This is a genomic window from Desulfoluna sp. CYM3A, from assembly GCF_056829965.1.
Genome location: NZ_CP186556.1, coordinates 6347047 through 6363975, shown reverse-complemented (window position 1 = coordinate 6363975; position 16929 = coordinate 6347047). Strand labels below are relative to the sequence as shown.

17 protein-coding genes and 1 other RNA gene are annotated in these 16929 nt (G+C 59.0%); 8 read left to right on the top strand and 10 right to left on the bottom strand.

The genetic code is table 11. The features are described 5' to 3' along the window. Positions 1-32: 32 nt before the first annotated feature. Both ACOYW1_RS31945 and ACOYW1_RS31940 read left to right on the top strand, forming a co-directional pair. Entirely contained in the window at positions 33-734 is a 702-nt protein-coding gene (locus ACOYW1_RS31945; protein ID WP_482421138.1) for an Arm DNA-binding domain-containing protein, read from the top strand. Then, positions 734-1222, top strand: coding sequence for a tyrosine-type recombinase/integrase (locus tag ACOYW1_RS31940; RefSeq protein ID WP_482421137.1), 489 nt, complete (start codon positions 734-736; stop codon positions 1220-1222). The genes ACOYW1_RS31945 and ACOYW1_RS31940 overlap by 1 nt, the downstream gene beginning before the upstream one ends. Positions 1223-1374: 152 nt before the next feature. Here the strand turns inward: ACOYW1_RS31940 and ssrA are convergent. From ssrA to ACOYW1_RS31915, 5 genes are all read right to left on the bottom strand, one after another. Then, positions 1375-1775, bottom strand: a transfer-messenger RNA (tmRNA) gene (ssrA, locus tag ACOYW1_RS31935). 158 nt (positions 1776-1933) lie between these two features. Continuing rightward, entirely contained in the window at positions 1934-2407 is a 474-nt protein-coding gene (gene smpB, locus ACOYW1_RS31930; protein WP_180137184.1) for an SsrA-binding protein SmpB, read from the bottom strand. Positions 2408-2538: 131 nt separating this feature from the next. Then, positions 2539-3873 (bottom strand): phosphoenolpyruvate--protein phosphotransferase, encoded by a 1335-nt coding sequence (gene ptsP, locus ACOYW1_RS31925; RefSeq protein WP_482421136.1) that lies wholly within the window; start codon positions 3871-3873, stop codon positions 2539-2541. Continuing rightward, positions 3870-4301, bottom strand: coding sequence for a phosphoenolpyruvate-utilizing N-terminal domain-containing protein (locus ACOYW1_RS31920; protein ID WP_482421135.1), 432 nt, complete (start codon positions 4299-4301; stop codon positions 3870-3872). The genes ptsP and ACOYW1_RS31920 overlap by 4 nt, the downstream gene beginning before the upstream one ends. A 339-nt stretch (positions 4302-4640) precedes the next feature. Then, positions 4641-4895 carry an HPr family phosphocarrier protein gene (locus tag ACOYW1_RS31915; RefSeq protein ID WP_482423871.1) on the bottom strand — a complete coding sequence of 85 codons (255 nt, stop codon included), beginning with the start codon at positions 4893-4895 and terminating at the stop codon, positions 4641-4643. 208 nt (positions 4896-5103) lie between these two features. On the opposite strand from ACOYW1_RS31915, the gene uxx1 reads away from it, so the two are divergent. From uxx1 to ACOYW1_RS31890, 5 genes are all read left to right on the top strand, one after another. After that, positions 5104-5322: a UXX-star selenoprotein family 1 gene (gene uxx1 / locus ACOYW1_RS31910; RefSeq protein ID WP_482414693.1), complete on the top strand. Its 219-nt coding sequence runs from the start codon at positions 5104-5106 to the stop codon at positions 5320-5322. 139 nt (positions 5323-5461) lie between these two features. Beyond that, positions 5462-6112, top strand: a complete 651-nt coding sequence (locus ACOYW1_RS31905; protein WP_180137187.1) for an LOG family protein — start codon at positions 5462-5464, stop codon at positions 6110-6112. Positions 6113-6476: 364 nt separating this feature from the next. Further along, a complete protein-coding gene (locus tag ACOYW1_RS31900) occupies positions 6477-7610 on the top strand; it encodes a DNA-methyltransferase (RefSeq protein ID WP_482421134.1) in 1134 nt (377 codons plus the stop codon). Between the two features lie 59 nt (positions 7611-7669). After that, positions 7670-8170, top strand: a complete 501-nt coding sequence (locus ACOYW1_RS31895) for an SET domain-containing protein-lysine N-methyltransferase (protein WP_482414691.1) — start codon at positions 7670-7672, stop codon at positions 8168-8170. Further along, positions 8163-9374, top strand: a complete 1212-nt coding sequence (locus ACOYW1_RS31890) for a diaminopimelate decarboxylase (protein WP_482421133.1) — start codon at positions 8163-8165, stop codon at positions 9372-9374. Before ACOYW1_RS31895 ends, ACOYW1_RS31890 begins: the two co-directional genes overlap by 8 nt. 979 nt (positions 9375-10353) lie before the next feature. On the opposite strand, the gene ACOYW1_RS31885 is transcribed toward ACOYW1_RS31890, so the two are convergent. From ACOYW1_RS31885 to ACOYW1_RS31865, 5 genes are all read right to left on the bottom strand, one after another. Then, positions 10354-11034, bottom strand: a complete 681-nt coding sequence (locus ACOYW1_RS31885; protein WP_482421132.1) for a M48 family metalloprotease — start codon at positions 11032-11034, stop codon at positions 10354-10356. A 6-nt stretch (positions 11035-11040) separates the two neighbouring features. Continuing rightward, complete coding sequence (locus ACOYW1_RS31880; RefSeq protein WP_482421131.1) at positions 11041-11553, bottom strand: SH3 domain-containing protein; 513 nt, start codon at positions 11551-11553, stop codon at positions 11041-11043. Between the two features lie 15 nt (positions 11554-11568). Next, positions 11569-13338, bottom strand: coding sequence for an adenylate/guanylate cyclase domain-containing protein (locus ACOYW1_RS31875; protein ID WP_482421130.1), 1770 nt, complete (start codon positions 13336-13338; stop codon positions 11569-11571). Continuing rightward, complete coding sequence (locus tag ACOYW1_RS31870) at positions 13262-13720, bottom strand: CHASE2 domain-containing protein (protein ID WP_482421129.1); 459 nt, start codon at positions 13718-13720, stop codon at positions 13262-13264. Before ACOYW1_RS31870 ends, ACOYW1_RS31875 begins: the two co-directional genes overlap by 77 nt. A 428-nt stretch (positions 13721-14148) precedes the next feature. Further along, positions 14149-14448 carry a hypothetical protein gene (locus ACOYW1_RS31865; RefSeq protein ID WP_482421128.1) on the bottom strand — a complete coding sequence of 100 codons (300 nt, stop codon included), beginning with the start codon at positions 14446-14448 and terminating at the stop codon, positions 14149-14151. 308 nt (positions 14449-14756) lie between these two features. Here ACOYW1_RS31865 and ACOYW1_RS31860 point away from each other — a divergent pair, with 308 nt between their 5' ends. Beyond that, positions 14757-16736 (top strand): ribonuclease catalytic domain-containing protein, encoded by a 1980-nt coding sequence (locus ACOYW1_RS31860; RefSeq protein WP_482421127.1) that lies wholly within the window; start codon positions 14757-14759, stop codon positions 16734-16736. Positions 16737-16929 lie beyond the last annotated feature (193 nt).

Genomic DNA, 16929 nt, shown 5'->3' with positions numbered 1-16929 from the left:
AGATGAAAGGAGGTGGCACGAAAGGATACAACATGACAGGAAACGAAGCCGTTTTGATCGACTTCCCCAACCAGAAAAAGAAAGACTGGAAGCGGGACAAGCTGAATCAGAACAAGAAAGGATCCGTCTACGAACGAGGCGGGAAACTCTATGTCTATTTCTTTTACAAAAACGAACGGGTGAGGGAGCCCTCCGGGCTTGCCGACACCAAAGAAAACCGCAAAGAAGCTGAGACTCTTCCTGGACAAGATCCATGTGGAGATCGCGGAGGGGAGTTCGAGTTCGCCTACACCTTTCCGTACAGCAAGAAAAGGGACCACTTCACCCTTCTGGAAGGGCGCACGCTGAACACAACGCCCGAGGAGATCACCTTCGGCAGCTACTTTGAAAAGTGGATGAAGGAAATGAAGCCGGGCATGACCGTGGAGATATGCGATTACCAGAAGATCGCGGACTTCTATCTCCTGCCCTACTTCGGAGAGATGCCCTTTTCAGAATTCAAAATCATGACCATGAAGCGGTTCCTGGCGCATCTCACCGGCATGCGGAACCGATACGACAAGCCCCTTGCGGCCAGCACTTTGAACAACGTCTTCATCCCGCTTCGGGCCATCACGGCCGATGCCTTTGCCGAGTATGAATGGGCCATGCCGGATCCGTTCATCACGCTGAAGATGCCCAAGCGGAAAAAATCCAGGTCAACCCCTTCACCATGGAGGAGTGGCAGCAGCTGATGGGGTTTATTCGGCCCTGGTACAAGCCTTACTTTGAGTTTGCCGTCAACACAGGACTCAGGCCTTCGGAACAGGTGGCCCTGAAATGGTCTGCCATCGATGGCGATTACATCGAGATCGAATTGAGCCGGGTGAAGGGGCTTGAAAAGGAAGACCTGAAGACGGAGAGCAGCCGCCGAAGCATCGAGCTTCGCCCGGCCATGCGGGAGATCCTGGAGCGCCAGAAGAAGCTCACCGCCCACTTGAAGAGTGAGTATGTGTTCCTCAACATGGCAGGCAGGCCCATCAACCAGGATAAGATGCGCCAACTTTGGGAGAGGGCCGACAGCGCGCAGGCATGGCCCACCGTCGGATGTACGAGATACGGCACACCTTTGCCTCCTGGGCCCTGGCAGCAGGGGAACAGCCCGGATGGGTGGCCAAAACCTTGGGCCACTCGGATCTCACGATGGTTTACACGGTGTATGCCCGGTTTATCCCGGCGCTGAGGAAGGATGACGGTGGGAAATTTGAAAGCATGTACGCAAAAAAGCACCTCTCTTAAGCGTGGCCCTCGTAAAACTTCCACATTTTACGCCACATTGCTTAAAAACGGTGCTTTTAGACTATCTTAACCACCTGATTTAACAGGCTTTATAACTGGTGGAGGCGGCGGGAATCGAACCCGCGTCCTGAAATAATTCCCCGTAAGACCTCTACACTCATAGTCAGCATCCAAATACATCCAGGTTTTACCCGCTGACTCGGTCCCCTGAACGTCCCCTTACAGCATTAATTTCGGTTCCGGACGCCGCCAGGTGGTGGAATACCAGGCTTCCGGTCCCTATCACATTAAAGTGTCGCCACGTTGGCCTTAAGTGAGAAGGTCAGGTGACGTGCATCCCGAAGGATACATTTTTTTTGCGGATTAACTGCTAAGCAGCTGCCGCATATGCATAATCGTCTGCATTTATGTTGTGATCGATTATTAACGAGGCCAACGATCATCCTCGGAGTGCAGTCAAACAGCTCTCATATCCCAGTCGAACCCAGGACGCCCCCATAAATTGGCTTCATAAGAGATGTGACTTGATCTGAACCTGTGAGGTGGGTGGCTCAGATCAAACGTAAAGTAATGCATCCGGGGCGGCCTGTCAATGGTCAGGGTGATTCCGGAGGCATCTTCGGGCGCGGCGCTCTTGCGCTGCAACCCGGGCGTGTTAATCCGAATAGTCTTTCTGCTTGTTCATGCGGTTCACCTCCAGCTTGGCGTCCCGCTCTTTCAGGGTCTGTCGCTTGTCGTAGAGCTTCTTGCCACGGCCGACTCCCACCTTCATCTTGATGCGATTGCCCTTGATGTAAATGCTCAAGGGAATAAGAGAGCACCCTTTGATGTTGAGCATGTCCGAGATCTTGCGGATCTCCTTCTTGTTCAGGAGCAGCTTTCTCGGGCGCAGGGGGTCGTGGTTGGAGTGAAAAGAAAAGGGGTACTGGGAGATGCTCATCTGATAGACGAACAGCTCGCCGTTCTCCGCAATCTTGCAGTAGGACTCTTTGAGGTTCACAGCCCCGTCGCGCAGGGATTTTACCTCGGAGCCCACCAGGACCAGGCCGGCCTCGTACTGATCGGTGATTTCGTAGTTGAACCGCGCCTTTTTGTTGTTGGCGATGGTTCGGGTGCTCTTTTCTGCCATAATCGCTGTCCTTGCCCACCTTGCGGTGGCTGATCCCGCATGGCCCTGAATACAGAGATGCGGTCGAAAAAAACCGGTGGCCGCCTATGCGGCACCGGTTTCTCATGGGGCCGCGCAGGCGGCCGAAGGCATCACGCCGAAGCGGTGCCGTTCTCGTTTTCTTCGGGGTAGACGAACTCGTCCATCATGGAGGCCACGCCGTCCACGGTGGTTGCCTCAAGAACCCTGGCTGCAAACTTCCGGGACTCGGAAAAACTCAGGCCTCGAACCATCTCCTTGACCATGGGCAGGGACTGGGGCGTCATGGAGAGCTCGTCAAGCTCCATGCCCAGAAGCACCGGCATGTTGGCGGGCTCCGAGGCCATCTCGCCACAGATGCACACCTTAACACCGTGCTTCTTGCCCACATCCACCACCTGCTTGATCATGCGCAGCACCGCAGGATGAAGGGAGTTGTAAAGATGGGCCACCTTACGGTTGCCGCGATCAATGGCCAGGGTGTATTGCGTCAGATCGTTGGTGCCGATGCTGAAAAAGTCCACTTCGTCGGCCAGGCGCTCGGCCATAACCACGGCAGAGGGAACCTCAACCATGATGCCGATCTCGAAGTTCTCGCTGTAGGGAATCCCTTCGGCTTCGAGCTGGGCAGCAGCCTCTTTGAGCATCTTTTTGGCTTCCAGAACCTCTTCCACGCCGGAGATCATGGGGAACATCACCCGGACATTGCCGAAGGCGGCTGCACGCAGGATCCCTCGGAGCTGAGTCATGAACACATCGGGCCTCTGGAGGCAGAACCGGATGGCCCGAAGCCCCAGGGCCGGGTTCTCCTCGTCGTTCTCCCGGGCATAGGCCAGGGCCTTGTCCCCGTTGATGTCCAGGGTCCGAATTACCACGGGCTCGGGGAAGATGAGCTCAGCCACCTCCCGGTACTGCTCGTAGAGTTCCTCTTCCGTGGGGAAATGGGAACGGCTCAGGTACTGGAACTCGGTGCGGAACAGGCCGATGCCCTCTCCACCGTAGTCCATCACCGAGACGATCTCCTCGGCCAGCTCGATGTTGCCCATGAGCTTGATGGTCACCCCGTCCACGGTGGTGGCGGGAATCTTGCTCCGGCGCTTGATATTGGCCCGCCGCGTCTCGTAGCGCAGCTTCTTCTCTTCGTACTCGAGGAGGGTCTCGTCCGAGGGGTCGATGATGACCAGCCCGTCGTTGCCGTCCACGATGATGATGTCGTCGTTCTTGATCAGGGCGGACACGTTGCCCAGGCCCATGACCGAGGGCAGCTCAAGGGTCCGCGCGATAATGCTGGTGTGGGAAGTTTTCCCGCCGCGGTCGGTGACGAAGCCTTTGACGCGCTCCAGCTGGATGCGGCTGGTGTCTGCAGGGGTCAGGTCTTTGGCCACGAGGACCACCCGCTTGTCGATGTTGCCGATGTTCACGGCGTCGACCCCTACGAGATTCATCATGATGCGATCCGAGTCTTGCGGCCGCCGCCGCCGCCTTCAGTAGGGTCGGCAATGTCCTGGAACATGGCCTTGGCACGGGTGGCCACCTTTTTCAAGGCCCACTCCGCGTTGATGCTTTCGTCACGGATCGCGTCGATGGCCCGTTCGTAAAGCATCTTGTCCTTGAACAGGGCAAGATGGGATTCCAGGATCGTCAGGTGATGATGGAGCTCCTCGGGGAGCTCTTCAATCACTTCGATGAGCTCGTCCTCGGACTTTTTCACCGCTGTTTTGAAACGGTTCACTTCGTCTCGGATGCTCTCGGGTCGGACGGTGTACTTCTCCACAACGTCCACGCCCTCCCGATCCACGAGATAAGCCTGGCCGATGCAGATCCCCGGTGATCCGCTGATGCCCTTCAATACTGTATCTGAACCTTTGTCTGCCATGGGTAAAGATCTGCTCTTCTTAATTTTTCGTAACCTTGCACACGTCGTGGTGCCGGTTCACGTTGTATTGCCCGGGCCTTGCAACGCCCGGTGTTGACACTCGCACACCACGGCCCAACCCAAAGGATCGGGCTCCCGGCGAGCGCACCTCATGGTGTTATACACCAAGCCGTCCGCCAACTTAAACGGAAAACGGCCTTTGGTGTCAAAACACCTTGGAGGGAAACGTCAATCAATGAATGAATAGTTGAAAAAGTATCGCCGCGGACCACGCTTGATGCGTATCTCCCCGGGCCGGACGGCCGGGGCGGGGAACCACTCATCGACCTCGATGGGTCTTCACTCATCTTCCTCGATGAGTTCGAAAATTCGATCAAGGACAGGCCTGTCGGAAGCGTCTTCCACTTCGATCTCCACCTCGGTGCCGCAGGCGCAGCCCAAGGTCAGGATATCGATGATGCTGGTGGCGTCGGCCTTTTCGCCATCACGAACCAGCCACACCTCCCCCATCGCCTCAGCCGCGGCTTTTGCAATCATGGCGGCAGGCCGAGCGTGGATGCCCAATTCACTTTTTACCGTTGTTTTTCTTGAAATTGCTTTGATATGACTTACCTTCAGGAAATGATGCGTAACAGCCCGGTTTCCCGGTCCAACGAAAAATACCGGACATTATTAGCACACAGCACCCCCTTGTGTCAAATTGAAAAACGTCGAGATTCTTCCAGATTAAAAACAATCCCAAGGGGTTGGGTTTACCCGCATATTCGCTGAAACCGGTTCATCAACAAAGGAGGCTGATCCCATGAAGCACTCGGTCACCATATACGGCAAAGACAAATGTCCCTTTACCCGGGCCGCCGTCGACGCCCTGAAAGAACGGGGTAACGATGTGGTCTACATCGATGTCCTCAAATCCCCGGAGATGATGGATAAAATGCTCGCCCTCTCCGGAGGCGGGCGAAAAATCCCGGTCATCGACACCGACGGAGAGGTCTCCGTCGGCTGGCAGGGAAAAACCTGACGGGTCTGAGACGACTCCGGCAGGTTGCCGGAGCACCCATCGCCTGTCTGCACATCAACCAAGGGCCCAGCGGCCCGGCACCCCTTTTGGAATGCCCAGTTGAGCGGACGTTGCGTTTCACCACATGAGGAGTAATACCATGAAGCATCAGTACGTCATCGAAGAGTTCAAACTTGAAGAATCCTGGAGACTGTTCCGCATCATCGGCGAATTTGTGGAAGGGGTGGACAGACTGCATGACCTGGGCCCTGCCGTAAGCATCTTCGGCTCAGCCCGCACCAAACCGGGGACACCCTACTACGAAAAAGCCCGTGAGATTGCGGCTCTCATGGTGAAGAACGGGTACAACGTCATCACCGGTGGCGGCGGGGGCATCATGGAAGCGGCCAACCGCGGCGCCACCGAGGCCGGGGGAAAGTCCGTGGGCCTCAACATCAACCTGCCCTTTGAGCAGAAGCCCAACCCTTACGCCAACATCTGCGTGGAATTCAACTACTTTTTCATCCGCAAGGTGATGTTCGTCAAGTACGCCTCGGCCTATGTCATCATGCCCGGCGGCTTCGGCACCATGGACGAACTCTTCGAGGCGGTGACCCTCATCCAGACCCAGCGGGTCATGCCCCTGCCCCTGGTCCTCTTCGGCACAGAGTACTGGGGCGGCCTCATAGACTGGATCAAGGCCCGCATGCTCGAGGAAGGCACCATCAGCGAAGGGGACCTCGATATCATCAAGCTCACCGACGATCCCGAAGAGATCGTTGAGTTCGTCAAGGCAAGCAACAAGGATTAATCCGCGAGGCACACCAGCCCCCCGAGGCGGCTCATGCAGCCGCCTGGCCCCGGCGGCAGCCCCGTCCCCAGCGAGCGGGCACACAACCCCGCGCCCCCTTCCGTGATTCCGGCGTTGTGGCACAGGCCACAACCTGATACACGTACCGTCTGTTTATGAGACACATGAAACACATCGCACACCGAAACGAACCACGGACAACCCCAGCATAACCCCGGGATACGGGCTCCAGACCGGAAAAACAGGCTGGCGTCTTCCTGGCCGGACCAGAGACGACCGAGCCCGAGGGGCTTTACGGCCCCATGCCCGACACCCGACAACGCCTGTGCCTGCACGGGCTCGACATATAAGGCAGTACATTTTCATGAACACCACCCACGCCCTTCACTTTCTCAACGCCGCCGCCATGGAGGCGACCCCGGACCACAGCGTCGACCTGGTGGTCACCTCCCCCCCGTACCCCATGATTGCCATGTGGGACGAGGCCCTCTCCAACGCAGACCCCGCCGTGGCAGAGGCCCTTGACCAGGGCCGGGGCATGGAGGCCTTTGAGGCCATGCACGGCATCCTGGATGCGGTCTGGGACGAGCTGGCCCGCGTGGTGAAAAAGGGAGGCTTCATTGCCATCAACATGGGCGACGCCACCCGTACCATCGCCGGGGAGTTCGCCATCTACCCCAACCACTCGCGCATCACCATGGCCATGCTGAAAAGGGGATTCACCCCCCTGCCCGAAATCCTCTGGCGCAAGGTAAGCACCGCACCCAATAAATTCATGGGTTCCGGCATGCTTCCTGCAGGAGCTTATGTCACCCAGGAACACGAATACATTCTTCTCTTCCGCAACGGCGGCAAACGGGTCTTTAAAAACGGCCCGGACAAGGAGATTCGAAAGGCCTCTGCCATCTTCTGGGAGGAGCGAAACCGTTGGTATTCGGACACCTGGAGCGATATCTCCGGCGTACGCCAGGAAACAGGCGACACAGCCCTGAGGCAACGCAGCGCCGCCTACCCCCTGGAGCTGCCCCTGCGTCTCATTCTTATGTACTCTGCCATGGGAGACACCGTGCTGGATCCGTTTTCCGGGACAGGCACCACCATGCAGGCCGCCCTTGCCACCGGCCGCAACAGCATCTCCTATGAGATCGACAGCGGGTTTGCCCCCATGTTCGATGCCCGGGCCACACAGGCACCCGGCCTTTCGCACACCATCGCGCGAAGCAGGTACGAGGACCATGTGCGGTTTGTCGAAGAGCGGCTGGCGTCCGGAAAAGCGATCAAACATACACATGAAGCCTGGGAGCTGCCCGTGGTCACCGCCCAGGAAAAGGGGATGACCCTGCCGGTGACCGTATCCGTCGAAAAAAACGGGGCCGGCTTCAGCGCTGAACACGCCCCCTTTGTTCCGGGCCAAAAGGCGCCCAAGCCGTCACCCCTCACCGGAACAGATGAGGCCCCCGAAGAAAAGGGTGCCACACAGATGGCACTGTTTACTTAACCCACAACCAATGAAAACAGGCGTTCACCACACCCCGATCCGTGTTTTCAGGAGGATGCATGCATATATACCCAGACACCACAGAGAAACCAGAGGGCTACCCCTCGCGGAAGGATTTTTTCGTTTCCACGGAAGGTGATGAAAAAGGATTCGGTCTTTTTACCAGGCGAGCGTTCAAAAAAGGGGAGATGATGGCCCGTTTCACCGGCGAGGTCCTCGACGAAATCCGGCTCCACACCCTCCAGATCAGCCCCACAAAACACCTCCACGATCCCCATTTTGTGGGCTACCTCCTCCACGCCTGCGACCCCAACGTGGCCCTGGACATGAAGACCCTCACCATGTGGGCCCTCAAGGACATCGACCCGGGTGAAGCCCTCACCATGGACTACACCTCCACCGAAGACGTCCTCTACAGGCAGTTCCCCTGCCTCTGTGAGGCCGACAACTGCCGCAAGTGGATCACCGGACGCCTGGAGGCCCCAAGCGAAGAGGGATACGCCTACCTCGAAGGGCTGAAACTCGCCACTCCGGCCAAGAAAGTCTACGCCCATGCCTGATTCTTCCCACACCCCATTCTGGTGGGAACGCCAAGGGCTCTGCTACGACAAAGGGCACCTTCGCTTTGCAGAAAAAAAGGTGCAATCCCTGGCCCGGCGCTTCGGCACCCCCACCTTTCTCTACAGCGCCCCACGCATCCGGGAAAACCTTGCCAGGCTCCGCCAGGCACTGGAGACCACAGGACGCCCGTATCGCCTGCACTACGCCATGAAGGCCAACCGGTTCGCGCCCATCCTCACCCTTATGGCCACGGAAAGACTCTGCGGCATCGACGCCTGTTCCCCGGAAGAGGTGATGCACGCCATGGGATGCGGATTCAAAGAGTCCGATATCTCCTACACGGCCACAGCCGTCTCCAATGAGGACTTGGACACCCTGGCCCGGTTCGAAAAGCTGCACATCAACTGCGACGCCATAAGCACACTACGCCGCCTGGGCACGCGGGTCCCGGGGCGGAACATCGGCCTGCGCATCAACCCGGCCATGGGCGTGGGCTACGGGGACAACGCATTGCTGCGCTACAGCGGCGAGAGCACCACCAAATTCGGCATCTACGCCGAGCAGTTCGACGAGGCCCTTGAAATCGCTGCAAAGCACAAACTCGCCGTCACCACCCTTCACCTCCACACAGGCTGCGGCTACTTAAGCGATCAGCTCGCCCCATGGGAACAGATCCTTGAAGAGGCCAAAACCTTTGCCGAGAAAATCCCCGGCCTGCGGACCATTAATCTGGGTGGCGGCCTGGGCGTGCCCCACACCCCCACAGACACCGCCCTGGACCTTGGCCAATGGGCCGCTGTCATCAAACGGGTCTTCGGAGATTCCGGCCTCACCATCGAGGTGGAGCCCGGGGACTACATCGCCAAAGACGCCGGCCTGCTCCTCCTCACCGCCAACACCGTGGAGACCCGGCGGTCCACCCGCTATGTCGGGGTTGACGGTGGGTTCAACATCGCCGTGGAGCCCGCCTTTTACCGCCTCCCCTTCGAGCCGGTTGTCACCCGACTCAAAAAAGGCCCCATCCTTCCCGCAACCGTTGCCGGTAACATCAACGAAGCCCTGGACCTCTTTGCCGAAGGGATCCCCCTGCCCCCCGTGGAAGAGGAAGATACCCTGGCACTGATCAACGCCGGGGCTTACGCCTCCTCCATGAGCTCCAACCACTGCATGCGCGGCCAGTTCCGTGAGGTGTTGCTTTTTTAAAAGCGTGCCTCCGGCGGCGAGGTGAGCCACCTCGAAAGCATATTGCCCTTGCGCTTCGCCCTTCGTTCCTCAGGGCAAATCGCAAGGACATTAAGGACGGGATCTTTTCCTCGCTCCCAGGCTCTGCCTGGGAGTGTTTGACGCAAGGCTCTGCCTTGCCAGCATGGAGGCAGGAAGCCTTCCGAAAAACGTCCCAGGCGGAGCCTGGGAACGACGGGGCCAAGTCGGCTACGGAGGCAGCATCGGCCTTGATCACCGTTTGGCCCATGGGCGTATGTACATCCCCCCCGAAAACCTTTGTCCCCTAAAAACCTCGCGCTCCTCTGTGCGGCACGGGTAACGACGGCCTAAAAAGCCGCACCGGAGTGCGGCGCTCCATTTCAGTCGGTCTTCTCGGGTTTATTTAAGGTCACCGCCAAGCGTCATCCAAAACGAACCATATCAAGGTATAGCCCCGCCAAAAGACAAAGTCGGTGGCCATTCACCCATGGTGCACGGAGTGCGCCCTACAGGATGTCGTTCGGCGTGCCGCCTTGTCCTATCCAAAGCGTTTAAGCAACGAGATTGGAGACCTCCCCTTGCATTGGAAGCACCGGATACCGTTTTCCTCGGAACCAAGTCGGCTGCGGAGGCAGCATCGGCCTTGATCACCGCTTCGCACATGGGCGTATGTACATCCCCCCCGAAAACCTTTGTCCCCTGGAGCGCCGCACTCCTGTGCGGCACGGGTAACGACGGCCTAAAAAGCCGCACCGGAGTGCGGCGCTCCATATTCAGTTGGTCTTTCTCGTTTTTTAAGGTCACCGCCAAGCGTTATTCAAAACGAGCCATAAAGGCCTAACCTCGTAAAAAGACGAAGCCCATTGCGGTTCCACCATGGTGCCCTGGTTCTTCCCCCATAGCCCCCCAAAACAAAACAGGCCGTGGGATAATGGGGTCATCCACGGCCTGATGTGTTCAAATAGCCTGGGGAATCTTTTCAACGCACCATCCGGTTGTACCGGCTGCCGAAATTGACGTAGTCCCCTGACGGCGTCTTTTTGGGCAAGGCATTGATCCTGCGGCCCATGGAGTTGGGAAGCCAGTGGGAAGGCTCTTCGTCCCAGGGCACATCGGCCTGGACGCGCCTTAAGCGGGTCAAGAGCGTGGCCATACCGGAGGGGTCGTAGCCCGCCCGTTTGGCGTAGAGCACACCGCGGGCGTCGGCCTCCATCTCGTAGACCTCTTTGCGCCCCCTGATGGCATGTTCGTACATGTCCATGGCCAGGTCATCGAGTTCCTGCTCCACCTCACCCTTGCCCAGCTCATCGTCCATCTCGGCAAAGGCATCCTCCGCGTGGATCTTGGATTTCCTCGCCTCGGTTTCGATGGCACCGTGCTGGAGGGTCACGTGGGAAAGTTCGTGGGCCAGGAGACAGGCCAGCTCATTTTCACTGCGGATGATATCCAGCATGCCCCTGGAGACGAGAATCACCCCCATGGGGGTGGCGTTGGCAAAGATGCCGTCCGTATCCACCACATGGACACTGATAGGCAAATCGTAAAACTCCGAGCTCTCTGCCACCAGCTGGGCCACGTTGTTGACGTAGGAGACAAGGGCCCTGTCGGTCACCAGCCCCGGTGCGGCAAGACGCCCGGTGATGTAGGCGCTCACCGCCACGGTGTCTCAAGGATCGAAAGAGGCTGCGGAGTACACCGGGGTTTTCGAAAGGAAATACCCGTGGGACCGGCGGCCCCTGAAGGTCTCTTCCTTGAACGCCCCGTACCCTTCGGGGGTCACGTATCGCACAAAGGGCGCCTCAAACAGAGCCCGGTTGAGGTTGCCGGTACGCACCCTGTTTTCAAAAAAGCCCTTCACCGCAGCGGTGACCATCACCGTTGCCATGCGCCGTCCCGAGGTGTCCTGGGCCATGAGGCCGTAATCGATGGAGCGACCCTGGGCCTTGAAGGCGTTTTCAGACACCCACCCGGTCTGGCCGTCCGCGGTCTTTGCCCGGCGCCACATGCCGTGGGTCTTCAGAATGGTCACCTCGTCCCCTTTGTTCAGGACTGACACCACCGGATAGAACGAGCCGGGGTTCTGCCGCAGGGAGGCGGAAGACACCTGAATGGTCTCGGCAAAGGCCGCGCCGCAGAAGAGCATCACCAGCATCGCTGTCATGCATTGAATCGTTTTCATGGTCCCTCCATGAGATTACTTGGTCTTAAATGTAAACACCCCGTCTGCGTCCACCAGCTCGGGGGTATGCTTGAGAAGCCTGCACCGGTCGATGTAGGCGGCGCTGGGCTTGTCGTCCGGGTCCAGGGCCAGCACCTTCTCAAACCGGGAGATGGCATCGTCCCACATCTTCTGTCGATAGGCGGAGAGGGCCCCTTTAAAGGCGTCTTCCACCTGCTGCATTCGGTCTGTGACATGTTCCAGGCGGTCCACCAGGGTAAAGACCCGGATGGGCTTGTTCTTACCCTTTACCCGGATGCAGTCCAGCTCCCGGAACACGTATTCGTCCTTCACCTGCTCCCAGGTCTGCTCCGAGAGCATGTTGGTGGTGCCGTAGGCCTTGTTCACGCCCTCCAGCCGGGCCGACAGGTTCACGGTGTCCCCGATGGCGGTAAAATCCATGCGTCGGGTGCTGCCAAGGTTCCCCACCACCACCGGCCCGCTGCTGATGCCGATGCGTGTCAGGATGTTGCCCTTGTCCGTTGAGATCATCTCGTTCACCTTTTCCCGGCGAAAGGCCAGAATCACCTCGCAGGCGGCCCGGGCGTGGTCCTTGCGGTCCACCGGCGCCCCGAACACCGCCATGATCCCGTCTCCGGTGTACTTGTCCAGCAGGCCCCCCTGGTCCAGTACGATGTCCGTCACCACCTGGAAATAGTCGTTAAGCACCTTGATGAGCTGCTTGGGCGTCTTGTCCTCGGAAAAGGTGGTGAACCCCTGGAGGTCGGTGAACAACACCGTGCCGTGGCACTCCACCCCGTCTAAGGAGACCTTGTCCGGGTCCTTCATGAGCTGATTGATGACATCCTCATGCAGGTACCGGGAAAAAACTGTCCGAATCTGGCGACGCGCCGCCCCTTCCGTGACCATGCGGTAAACCGCAGCGCCCGAGGCGGAAAGCCCCAGGGAGGCCATGGGAAAGAGAAAATCCGCGGCTACGGCGCCCGTGCGAAACAGAACCCAGCTGCCCCCAAGCGGCACCAGAAGAAGCACGCCGCTGGTCAGGGCCGCCACGGGAAACGATCGGGAGGTAAAGGCCACAGCCGCCAGAAAGCTGCCGGCAAAGGAAAAGAGCACCAGCCAGACAAACCCCAAACCGCGGATCCCGTGGCCGTTGAGGTAGTTGTCCAAAAGGGTGGCCTGAATCTCACCGCCGGGGTAAGGCGCCAGGGCCGTAAAGGGAGTGGTCTTCAAATCCGTGAGGCGCCCAGAGCGTGCGCACACCACCACCACCTTGTCCTTGTATGCCTCCGGGGCAATCACCGGCGTCTCCCCGCCCAGGGCCTGGACCGCGGAGCGCAGTGTGTCGTAAAAGCTGTCGTAGCGGTAGACCCCGCCGCTTCCCCCCTTGCCGTGCCAGTACACGATGTGATTGCCCTGAGCGTCCAGGGCAAAGATGCGATTCCTGGTCACCAGCTCTCGTTTCCGGGGGTCGTAGCGCACCACCTCATCGCCGGTCACCGCCAGGTAGGCGGCAAAGGCGAGCTGGGGGTAGAGGCGATCCCCCACCCGAAAAAAAAGGGGCATGCGACGCACCGTGCCGTCGTCGTCGGCCAGAAAATTCACCACGCCGTTTGTGGCATGGGCCCCAAGGGAGTCAATGGGCATGGTGATGCTGTGGTATGGCGGCAACTTGAGCATCCCGCTGTTTTCAAAGACCATGGCCCCGTCATCGGACAACCGGCCGTCGCCGTTGGTGGACACCACCGACCCCAGCACCACGATGCCGGACTCCTGGATGGACACCGGCGAGGGCCTGCTCCGAAGACTCGGCGTCCACATCCAGGCGGTCCACCTCTTTTTCCGTGAACAGCATATCAAAAACAACGGCCCGGGCACCGGCATCGGCCAGGTAGCGCGTCACCACCCCGTAGAATTCACGGGGCCAGGGCCAGTTCACATGATACGCTTCGGACAGGTTGCGAATGGAGGCGTCGTCAATGGCCACCATCACCATATCGGGGTCGGCCGTGCCCTCGTCCGTTACCATGCGAAGGGCGGCATCAAAGGCTGCGTGACGCATGTTCTGATAAACAGGGGAAAATGAAAAAAGCCCCACCACCAGGGTCGCCACACAGGCAGTGGCCAGGGCCGCCACCATGGCCGGCCAGTTCTTTACCGTCTCCATACCCCTCCTTTACCCACACGCATCCGATCCCGCTTCCGGGCGCCCGACCGACAAACCCGGCGCCTCTTTTTGGCATGAACACAAACAAAGTATAGCCCGAATCCCGGATTTTTCCAGTGACCCGAGTCACAACACGCGGCATCCCATGCAGCAAAAAACCGCCGCACCGAGACGATTCCATTGACGTGCAAAGAGCCCCGCATCGTATGTTAAAAGCGATGGCACAGGTGTGCCTCTCCGGAGGCGGTCCTGCCGGGGACAAAACGTTTAAACGTAGAACAATAAAGATGTCAGGTAAGTTTTCCCAGGCTCCGCTGAAATAGTGCCTGCTGCTTTGTACTGATGCCTGACACGGCGATGCCGCCACCCTGCGGCTATGGGTGCACTCGACTCGTGAAATATACAGGGTAAAAAAAGCCGGAGCGGCCTCAGCCCCGCTCAACCCCCGACAGGTCCACGGGCTCCCCTGAGACGGTGATGGCAAGGGGCTTGCCCTCGACGCCTTTCAACACCACATCAACGGCGTCCCCCCCTGCAAGGCGAGCATCCTTGCCCCTCAGGGCCGGCAGGTCCAGCTCCTCCAGCGCCCGGGTAAGGAGCGCTATCTGGGTTTCCAGGGACTCCTTGTCTCCGCGTCCCTTGAAGTAATCGGAGATACGACGATTATGGAGCCTCTTCACCTCGCTGGCGATGCAGTGACGGCTCACGTCCAGTTCGATCTGTGTCACGATCCCTCCTAAAAGATCCCCTCGGTTAGGGCCCGACCGCCAGGTACAAAGCCCTGTTCACTCCGGTGAATAGTACCACCCCTTGCCCTGCCCTGCCATCTCTTATTCCTCTTAACACCACACATGAAAGCAAAAAAACACCTTGGCCCCGGCCATGAAACAGCACCGCTTTTTTTGCCTGTCCCCTTTTTTAATACGTTTTTCAAAAGGCGACCCACCGGAGGCAACGGCACAGGTAAAGGCGCTGGCACCGGGGTTTTTATGGCTTGAATTGACTTTCAGGGGTGCCGTTGATATCCTGATTAGTTATGAAATCTGGAACCATCATCGAATACATAGATCAGCAGAAGCTGATATGCGCCGCGGTGGCAGATGTCAAAGGTAAACGCCTGAGACTCATCACCGAAAGCGATAAAGAGGTGAGCCTTTCCGCCTCCCGCATATCCCTGACCTCGGACGACGCCCTTTCTGAATCGGCCAGCCGCGCCACCATGGTGGAAGCCCTCAAGGCCACCGTCGCCCGTCGTGAATCCCTCAAACAGGAGATCGACCTCAAAGAGCTGTGGGAACTGCTCAATGAAGAAGGGGAGTGGATCGATCTCACAACCATGGCGGAATACTGCTTCTCCGAAGCCGTGACCTCCGACCACAAGTCAGCCATCATCCGGGCGTTCTTCGAAAACCGGACCTGGTTCAAGTTCGACCACGACCGCTTCCTCCCCTACACCCCGGAGCAGGTGGAGCAGATGCTCGCCAAGAAACGGGAAGAGGAGAGGCGACTGAAGGTCATCACCGAAGGGGCGGCCTGGCTCAAGGGCCTCCTGGGAGACAAAAAGCCCGGTCCCTGCGAGCATGCCATGGAGATCATCGCCTGCCTCAAGGGGTGGTACATCGAGGAGCGAGAGAGCCGCCACTTCGACATGGCCAAGGCCATCCTCGCAGAAGCCAACATCTCCTCCCACGAAACGGTCTTTCGCCTGCTGGTGAAACTCGACGTGTTCGACGAAAACGAAAACATCGACCTCATCCGCATGGAGGTGCCGCGACACTTCTCCGACGAGGTGCTCGCTGAGGCGAAACGCCTGGTGGAAGAGGCTCCGGCCTCCTTCGAAGGCAGGCGGGACCTCACCCACCTGTCCACCATCACCATCGACGGCAGGTTCACCACCGATTACGACGACGCCGTCACCATCGAGCGCCTGGACGACCGCAAGACCCTTCTGGGCATCCACATCGTGGATGTGGCCGAGTCCGTCAAACGGGGCAGCCTCATCGACAAACGGGCCCTGTCCCGCGGCAGCTCCATTTATATGCCCGACCAGAAAATCCCCATGCTGCCCTCGGACCTTTCGGACAACCTCTGCAGCCTGGTGGAAGGCACGGTGCGCCCCTGCATCAGCGTGATGATCACCCTGAACCGATTCCACGCCGTGGAAGACTTTGAGGTGGTACCCACAATCGTCACCGTCCGGCGCCAGCTCACCTACACCGGGGCCAACACCCTGGCCAAGGAAGGGGACGAGGACCTGTCCACCCTCATCAAGATCGGACAGGCTTTCCGCAAGAAGCGACTGGACAGCGCCGTGCACCTGAGCCTGCCCGAGGTCAATGTCCACCTGGATGAAGAGGGCACCCCCGTCATCTCCACCGTGGACCGGGAGAGCCCCTCCCGCATGATGGTGGCAGAGCTGATGATCATGTCCAACTGGCTCATGGCAAGCTTTCTGGCCCGCCACAACCTGCCCTCGTTCTTCCGGCTCCAGCCCGATCCCAAGGAACGCCTGTTCAAGGGGGAAGAGGCGTCCCTCTACCTCAACTGCATGCAGAGGAAGCAGCTCTCACGGGCCTACATCAGCCAGAAGGCAGGCCACCACTCCGGTCTCGGCCTCGACGCCTACACCACGGCAACCAGCCCCATCCGGCGCTACTACGACCTTGTCTCCCAGCGCCAGATCCGGTCCGTCATGGGCCTGGAGGAGCCGTACACCGAGGATGAGGTGGCCGAGGTCTCCCAGCACCTCGACATCCCCATGGGCAGCATCGGGCGCATTCAGTCCAACCGGCGCCGCTACTGGATCCTCAAGTACCTTGAGTCCAAAGTCGGCGAACGCGTGGAAGGGCTGGTCCTGGACAAGCGCCGCCACAGCTTCCAGGTCCTCCTGCCGGACTACATGATGGAGGTGATGCTCCCGGCCAGCGGCCTGAGCCTCAAGTCCGGGGACATGGTCCAGACCGTGATCCAGCACGCCGATGCGCGAAAAGACAATTTTGCGGTGTTTGTGGGGTAGTGAGGGCTTAAGGGCTAAGGGCTAAGGGCTAAGGGCTAAGGGCTAAGGGCTAAGGGCTAAGGGCTAAGGGCTAAGGGCTAAGGGCTAAGGGTGAGCTCACGATGTGGGTGTGTTTGTGTCAAGGACTTATTCGGACCTGGAAAACCGGGCACCGGCCCCCGCTCATTTGCCCGGGCCCTGCAGGCCCCTCCCA